The 6,329-nt window shown below is 73.1% G+C and carries 6 protein-coding genes and 1 pseudogene; 5 read left to right on the top strand and 2 right to left on the bottom strand.

Translation table 11 applies throughout. The annotated features are described in order from the left end of the window. A pseudogene (locus tag K2X24_RS12220) lies at positions 1-639 on the bottom strand (hypothetical protein); the annotation flags it as partial. Positions 640-709: 70 nt separating this feature from the next. Beyond that, positions 710-1,618 carry a LysR family transcriptional regulator gene (locus K2X24_RS12215; RefSeq protein ID WP_292498358.1) on the bottom strand — a complete coding sequence of 303 codons (909 nt, stop codon included), beginning with the start codon at positions 1,616-1,618 and terminating at the stop codon, positions 710-712. A gap of 144 nt (positions 1,619-1,762) precedes the next feature. Between K2X24_RS12215 and K2X24_RS12210 the strand changes: the two genes are divergently transcribed. From K2X24_RS12210 to K2X24_RS12190, 5 genes are all read left to right on the top strand, one after another. Next, positions 1,763-2,722 (top strand): ABC transporter substrate-binding protein, encoded by a 960-nt coding sequence (locus tag K2X24_RS12210; protein WP_292498355.1) that lies wholly within the window; start codon positions 1,763-1,765, stop codon positions 2,720-2,722. Between the two features lie 32 nt (positions 2,723-2,754). Next, on the top strand, positions 2,755-3,573 hold the full coding sequence (locus K2X24_RS12205) for an ABC transporter permease (RefSeq protein ID WP_292498360.1): 819 nt from the start codon (positions 2,755-2,757) through the stop codon (positions 3,571-3,573). Between the two features lie 8 nt (positions 3,574-3,581). Next, positions 3,582-4,361 carry an ABC transporter ATP-binding protein gene (locus tag K2X24_RS12200; protein ID WP_238278863.1) on the top strand — a complete coding sequence of 260 codons (780 nt, stop codon included), beginning with the start codon at positions 3,582-3,584 and terminating at the stop codon, positions 4,359-4,361. 98 nt (positions 4,362-4,459) lie between these two features. After that, positions 4,460-5,377 (top strand): polysaccharide deacetylase family protein, encoded by a 918-nt coding sequence (locus K2X24_RS12195; protein WP_292498351.1) that lies wholly within the window; start codon positions 4,460-4,462, stop codon positions 5,375-5,377. Further along, a complete protein-coding gene (locus K2X24_RS12190) occupies positions 5,367-6,203 on the top strand; it encodes an alpha/beta hydrolase (RefSeq protein ID WP_292498349.1) in 837 nt (278 codons plus the stop codon). The genes K2X24_RS12195 and K2X24_RS12190 overlap by 11 nt, the downstream gene beginning before the upstream one ends. Positions 6,204-6,329 lie beyond the last annotated feature (126 nt).

Here is a 6,329-nt window from a genome sequence, read left to right as displayed (position 1 = left end):
CGTGCGCCCGAGGCTCGCGGCGAGCGCGGGCGAGAGCCGGCCGCCGCGCCGGGCCGCCTTCAGCACGGTCATGCCCGCGCGGGGGGCCGCCCCCGCCCCGGCCGTCCAGGTGGCGAGCGTGAGGGGCAGGCCGACCAGGGCCATGCCGAGGAGGAGCGGGTCGTAGGGCTCGGCGCGGGCGTAGCGGCCGCCCTCCCGCAGGAGGTCGCGCAGGTCGCCGAACCCGGTGACGTCGGCGGCCAGCGACCCGGCGAGGCCCGCATTCCCCTCGGCCTCGCCCGAGACCGCCCCGAGGGCGAAATCCCGCGCGGCGCGCAGGGGCCGCCCCTGCGCCAGGGCCTCGGCCCGCGCCCGGCGCGCCGGATCGACCGGCAGGGCGCGCGCCTCGGCCAGCGCCAGGAAGCTCAGCGCCAGGTCCTCGTCCTCGGCGGCCAGGGCCGCATCGAGCCCCGCGTTCAGGTTGTCCGGGCTGGCCGCCCGCTCCAGGCGGATCTCCGCCAGGGCGCCCGGATCCTCGGCCGCCGCGAGGAGACGCCCGGCGAGGATGGCGGGCACCACCACGGGCGCGGCCGCGACCGCCAGGGCCGCGCCGCCCGCGAGCAGGCCGATCCAGGCCGCGGCAGCGCGTATCCGCCTCATGCCTGCTCCTCTCCCGATTATCGATCGTCAGATGGGGGCGCGGGCGCGCGGGCGCACCCCCCAGCTGCCGTCACGGGCCTTGCGCCCCGTAGCGCTGGTGCAGGCTGCCGGCGAAGCGGTCGGCGAACTTGGCGGTGGCCACCGGCAGGGTGCGCCCGCGCAGCTGCGCCAGGATCAGGGACATCGGGGGAAGGTCCCGGGCGTCGATGGGGCGGAAACGCAGGCGGGGATCGTCCGGGATGCCGCTCGGCACCTGCAGGCTGACGGCGTCCTCGCGCAGGACGAGGTTGCGCAGGAATTCGAGCGAGCTCGACTCGATGACCGCGTTCAGCGGCGTGCCCCGGCGGGCGAGGGCGTCGTCGAGGTGGTGGCGGATGGCCAGCGACCGGTCCGGCACCGCCATCGGATGCACGAGGCAGTCGCGCAGGCGCACCGGGCCGGTCTCGGCGGCCAGGGGATGCCCCGCCCGCATCAGGGCGCAGAGGGTCTGGCGGCAGGCGAACAGCACCTGCATGTCGGCCGAGGGCGGCGGCTGCAGCACCAGGGCGAGGTCCGCCTCGAACTGCGTCAGCGCCGCCACCGCCTGGACGTGGTCGCGCACCTGCACGGTGAAGGTCACCTGGGGGAAGAGCGCCCGGTAGGCCTCGACCTCGTCCGGCACCACGTGGTTGACGAAGGCCTGGCTGCAGGCCAGCGCCACGTGGCCGCGCCGGACCCCGGACAGATCGGCGATCTGCGAGCGCACCCGCTCCAGGTCGGCGCGCTGGTCGCGGATGTGGCGCACCAGCAACTCGCCGGCCGCGTTGAGGCGCATGCCCTGGGCCACCCGCTCGAAGATCGGCGTGCCGAGCTCGTACTCGATGTCCTGGATCTGCCGGGTGAGCGCCGAGGGCGTGATGTTGAGCCGCTCCGCCGCCCGGCGGATCGCCCCGTGGCGGGCCACTTCGGCCACGTAGGTGAGGATGCGCAGGTGTTTCATTGCGGAAGGGGCCGGGCGTCGGGGCTCCTGTTTCCGAAATCGCAACGGCCCAGTCAAGAAACAGCACTCGCGCGCAACAGGGGGGCGCCCTAGCCTGGGGCTCGAGATTCGTCCTTCCGAGCCCTGCTCGCCGGAGCCGCGCCCATGATCCGCCGCCGCACCCTTCTCGCCGGCCTCGGCGCCGGTCTCCTAGCCGCGCCTCTCGGGCTGGCCCGCCCGGCCCGCGCGCAAGCGCCCACCGTGATCCGGATGGGGTCCCTGAAGCTGATCCACTCCATCGCGCCGCATTTCTACGCGCAGTTCACGCCTGCCGGGTATACGGTCGAGGTCGTGCCCTTCGAGAGCCCCACCGAGTGCAAGAACGCGGTGGTGACGAAGTCGGTGGATTTCGGGACCTTCGGGATCGCGGCCGGCACCCTGGGCGCCGCCGCCGGCGAGCCGCTGGTCATCGTCGCCTCCACCTGCAACCGCGGCATGGCGATCATCGCCAAGAAGGATGCGGGCATCGCCGCGATCAAGGACCTGAAGGGCAAGCGCGTCGCCCTCTGGCCCGGCTCGACCCAGGAGGTCTTCGCCCTGGAGCGCCTGCGCCAGGAGGGGATGAGCGTCAAGGACATCACCCCGGTGCGGATCTCGTTCTCGGAGATGCACATCGCGCTCGCCCGCGGCGACGTCGACGCCTACGTGGGCGCCGAGCCGGCGCCGGGCGTCAGTCTCGCCAGCGGCGTCGGCAGCCTCGTCGAGTACCCCTACGGCACCGAGATGGGCGCCCTCAACATGGTGTTCGGCGCGCACGCCGACACCACGGCGCAGCGCCCCGAGATCGTCCGCACCATGCTGGAGATCCACCGCAAGGCCACCGACTACGCGCAAGGCAACCGCGAGGCGATGATCGCCATGGCGGTGGCGAAACTCGGCCAGAAGCGCGAGGCCCTGGAACTCTCCGCCCCCAACGTCGAGCTGAAGTGGAAGCTGGGGCAGACCGAGATCGCCCAGGCCAAGGTCTATGCCGACCGCATGCTGACGTTGAGGCAGATCAAGCGCCTGCCCGATTTTTCGACCTTCATCGACACCCGCTTCGTCGACGCCATGAGGGACGCGTGAGCGCCAACCCGGCCGTCGCGGCGGCGGCACCCGTGCCGGCGGCCCCGACCCGCCCGCGCGTCGCCGTGCCCTGGGCGCGCCTGCGCGAGGCGGCCCTGGCCCTCGCGATCCCCGCCGTGCTCGCCCTGGTCTGGCATGGGCTCACCACGGGCCGGCCCTACAGCCTGATCCCGCCGCCCGCCGAGGTCGGCGCGGCGCTGGTCGACCTCGCGGTCGGGGGCATCAACGACGACGCCTTCAGCGCCACCCTGCTCACGCATCTGGCCGCCTCGCTGTCGCGAGTCTACGGGGGCTTTGCCCTCGCGGTGCTGTTCGCGCTGCCGCTCGGCCTCCTCATCGGCCGGGTGCCGCTGATGCGCCAACTCCTCGACCCGACCTTCCAGATCCTGCGGCCTGTGCCCGTCACCGCCTGGCTGCCGCTCGCCATGATCCTGTTCGGCTTAGGGCCGCGCTCGGCCTACTTCCTCGTCTTCCTCGGGGCGTTCTACCCCATCCTCGTCAACACCATCTTCGGGGTCCGTTCGGTCGAGCCGCGCCTGTTCGAGGCCGCCAGCATGCTGGGCTGCCGGGGCTCGGCCCAGTTCGCCCGGGTGGTGCTGCCCGCCGCCCTGCCGTCGATCTTCACGGGGCTTCGCCTCGGCCTCGGCTTCGCCTGGGTCGTCATCGTGGTCGGCGAGATGACCGGCGTGCAGACGGGGCTCGGGGCCATCATCATGGAGGCGCGCCAGCTCTCCCGCACCGAGATCGTGATCTGCGGCATGATCGTGATCGGCGTCGCGGGCTTCCTGTCGGACCGGATCGTCATGGCGATCGGCCGCCGCCTCCTCGCCTGGAGTCCCTCGCATGGTTGATCCGGTCCATGGCTGAACCCACCCTCCCGATCCTCGAGATCCGCGACGTCGGCAAGACCTTCGCGGTGCAGGGCAAGACGGTCACGGCCCTGAAGGGGGCCAACCTGAGCGTGAAGCGCGGCGAGTTCGTCTGCCTCCTCGGCGCCTCGGGCTGCGGCAAGTCCACCTTGCTTCGCATCGCCGCCGGCTTCGAGGCGCCCTCCTCGGGCCAGGCCTGCATGTGGGGCAAGCCCATCGCGGGGCCGGACCCGGCGCGCGGCATGGTGTTCCAGGATTACGGCCTGTTCCCCTGGCTCTCGGTGCGCGACAACATCGGCTTCGGCCCGAAGTCGCGCGGGCGCCCGGCGGCGGAGATCCGCGACACGGTGGCCCGCTACATCGACCTCGTGGGCCTCGGCGCCTTCGCGGACGCGCATCCCCACCAGCTCTCGGGGGGCATGAAGCAGCGCGTCGCCATCGCCCGGGTGCTGGCCAACGAGGCGGAGGTGGTGCTGATGGACGAGCCCTTCGGGGCGCTCGACGCCATGACCCGCGAGCGCCTGCAGGACGAACTCCTCGACCTCTGGGGCCGCACCGGGCTCACCGTGCTGTTCGTCACCCACGCCATCGAGGAGGCGATCTTCCTTGCCGACCGTGTCGTGGTCATGTCCCCGAGCCCCGGCCGGATCGACGCCGTGCACGACATCGCCCTGCCCCGGCGCCGCGACGTCTCGAGCCCGGCCTTCAACGACATCCGCCGCATGCTCTCGGCCCAGCTCCACAGCCACCACGGCCGGGTGGCCGCCTGAGGGCGCGATCGGTTCCGACGATCGCGGCCATGCCTTGCCCACCCTCGCAGAGGGGGGAATCCCCGCGCACACGGCTGCGAATCCCCATGACCGGCCCCATGACCGAACCGGATTTCTCCGACCCCCGCCGCCCCGAGCGGCGCCTCGCCTACCGGGCCGCCATCGACCGGCCGCGCCTCGTCCTGCCGGGGGGCAAGCAGGTGGCGATCTGGCCGGTGGTCAACGTCGAGCACTGGCTCATCGACAACCCGATGCCGCGCCAGATCCTGGTGGCGCCGACGGGGGCGCCCCTGCTGCCCGATCTCGCCAATTGGGGCTGGCACGAATACGGGATGCGGGTCGGGTTCTGGCGCTTCCTCGCGGCGTTCGCAGCCCGCGGCATCCGCCCGACCCTCTCGATCAACGGCTCGGTCTGCGAAGCCTACCCGCAAGTGGCGCAGGCCGCGCACGCCGCCGGCTGGGAGTTCATGGGCCACGGCTTCCACCAGGTGCCGACCCACCGCATCCCGGACGAGCCGGCGATGATCGCCCGCACCCTCGCGGCGATCCGGGCGGTGACGGGGGCGAACCCGCGCGGCTGGCTCGGGCCCGGCCTCACCGAGACCCTCGACACGCCCGACCACCTCGCCGCCGCCGGCCTCGACTATGTCGGCGACTGGGTGGTGGACGATCGACCCTGCCGGATCGCCACCGCGATGCACCCCCTCATCGCCCTGCCCTACTCGGTGGAGCTGAACGACATCCCCCTGCTGGCGATCCAGCACCACCGGGCCGACGAGTTCGTGGACCGGGCGCTCACCCAGGTCGCGCGCCTCGCGGCGGAGGCGGCGGGCGACGGGCCGCTCGGCGGCGCCAAGGTGATGGGGTTCGCGATCCACCCCTACATCACCGGCGTGCCCCACCGCATCGGGCTGCTGGAGCGCCTCCTCGACGCCCTGCTCGCCCGCGACGACGTCTGGTTCGCCCAAGGCGGCGACCTCGTGGACTGGTACCGGGAGACCGGCGATGAGGCCTGAGACGGACTGGGGGGACCGCGACCGCGCGGCCCTGAGCCGGGCCTACGACAATTCCGGGGCGGTGGCCGACAGCGCCGCCCGCCTCGCCGCGTGGCGCGACCGCAGCGACGCCCTCCGGGCGCGACCTGGCCACGTCCTCGACATCCCCTACGGCCTGGGCCCGCGCAACCGCATCGACCTGTTCGCCTGCGGGCGCCCCCACGCGCCGCTGCTGGCCTTCATCCACGGCGGCTACTGGCAGCGCAACGCCAAGGAGGGCTTCGCTTGCATGGCGGAGGGGCCCCTCGCCCATGGCCTCGACGTGGCGCTGATCGGCTACACCCTCGCGCCCGAGGCCACCCTGACGGAGATCGCCGACGCGATCGGCGCGGCCCTGCGGATCTTGCGCGCCCGCGACGCCGCCGCCGGCCTCGGGCGCCGGCGCCTCGTGGTCGCGGGCTGGTCGGCCGGCGGCCACCTCGCCGCCCTGGCGCTCGACGGGCCGGAGGCCGATGCGGGCCTCGCCATCAGCGGGATCTTCGACCTCGCGCCCATCGCCCGGACGAACCTGAACGACGCCCTCCGGCTGACGCCCGAGGAGATCGAGACCCTGTCGCCGATCCGCCGGACCACCCCGCGCCCGGCGCCCCTGGCCGTCGCCTGCGGGGGGAACGAACTGCCCGAACTCCGGCGCCAGTCGCGGGATTATGCGGCGGCGCGGATTGCGGCGGGGCTGGAGACCCACGCGATCGAACTCGACGGGGCGGACCATTTCTCGATCCTCGAAGCGCTGATCCATCCGGACGGGCGCCTCGCCCGTATCGCCGCCGATCTGGCGCAGGCCTGAGGCTGCTTCGGCAGCGTCTCCGTAGACCTACCGTTCCCGCCAAGCCTTTGCGATCTGATCGGAGAGGGGTTTGACGAGGTAGCTGAGCACGGATCGGTCGCCGAGCTGCATGAAGCTTTCCACCGG

Origin of the sequence: Methylobacterium sp. (assembly GCF_019750675.1) — a bacterium.
Lineage (GTDB): Bacteria > Pseudomonadota > Alphaproteobacteria > Rhizobiales > Beijerinckiaceae > Methylobacterium.
This window is presented reverse-complemented; position numbering and strand designations above follow the sequence as displayed.

Bases quoted from the DNA above. Each gene is read 5' to 3' on its own strand.
- K2X24_RS12215 (WP_292498358.1), bottom strand. From the start codon at position 1,618: ATGAAACACCTGCGCATCCTCACCTACGTGGCCGAAGTGGCCCGCCAC.
- K2X24_RS12210 (WP_292498355.1), top strand. From the start codon at position 1,763: ATGATCCGCCGCCGCACCCTTCTCGCCGGCCTCGGCGCCGGTCTCCTA.
- K2X24_RS12200 (WP_238278863.1), top strand. From the start codon at position 3,582: ATGGCTGAACCCACCCTCCCGATCCTCGAGATCCGCGACGTCGGCAAG.
- K2X24_RS12195 (WP_292498351.1), top strand. From the start codon at position 4,460: ATGACCGAACCGGATTTCTCCGACCCCCGCCGCCCCGAGCGGCGCCTC.
- K2X24_RS12190 (WP_292498349.1), top strand. From the start codon at position 5,367: ATGAGGCCTGAGACGGACTGGGGGGACCGCGACCGCGCGGCCCTGAGC.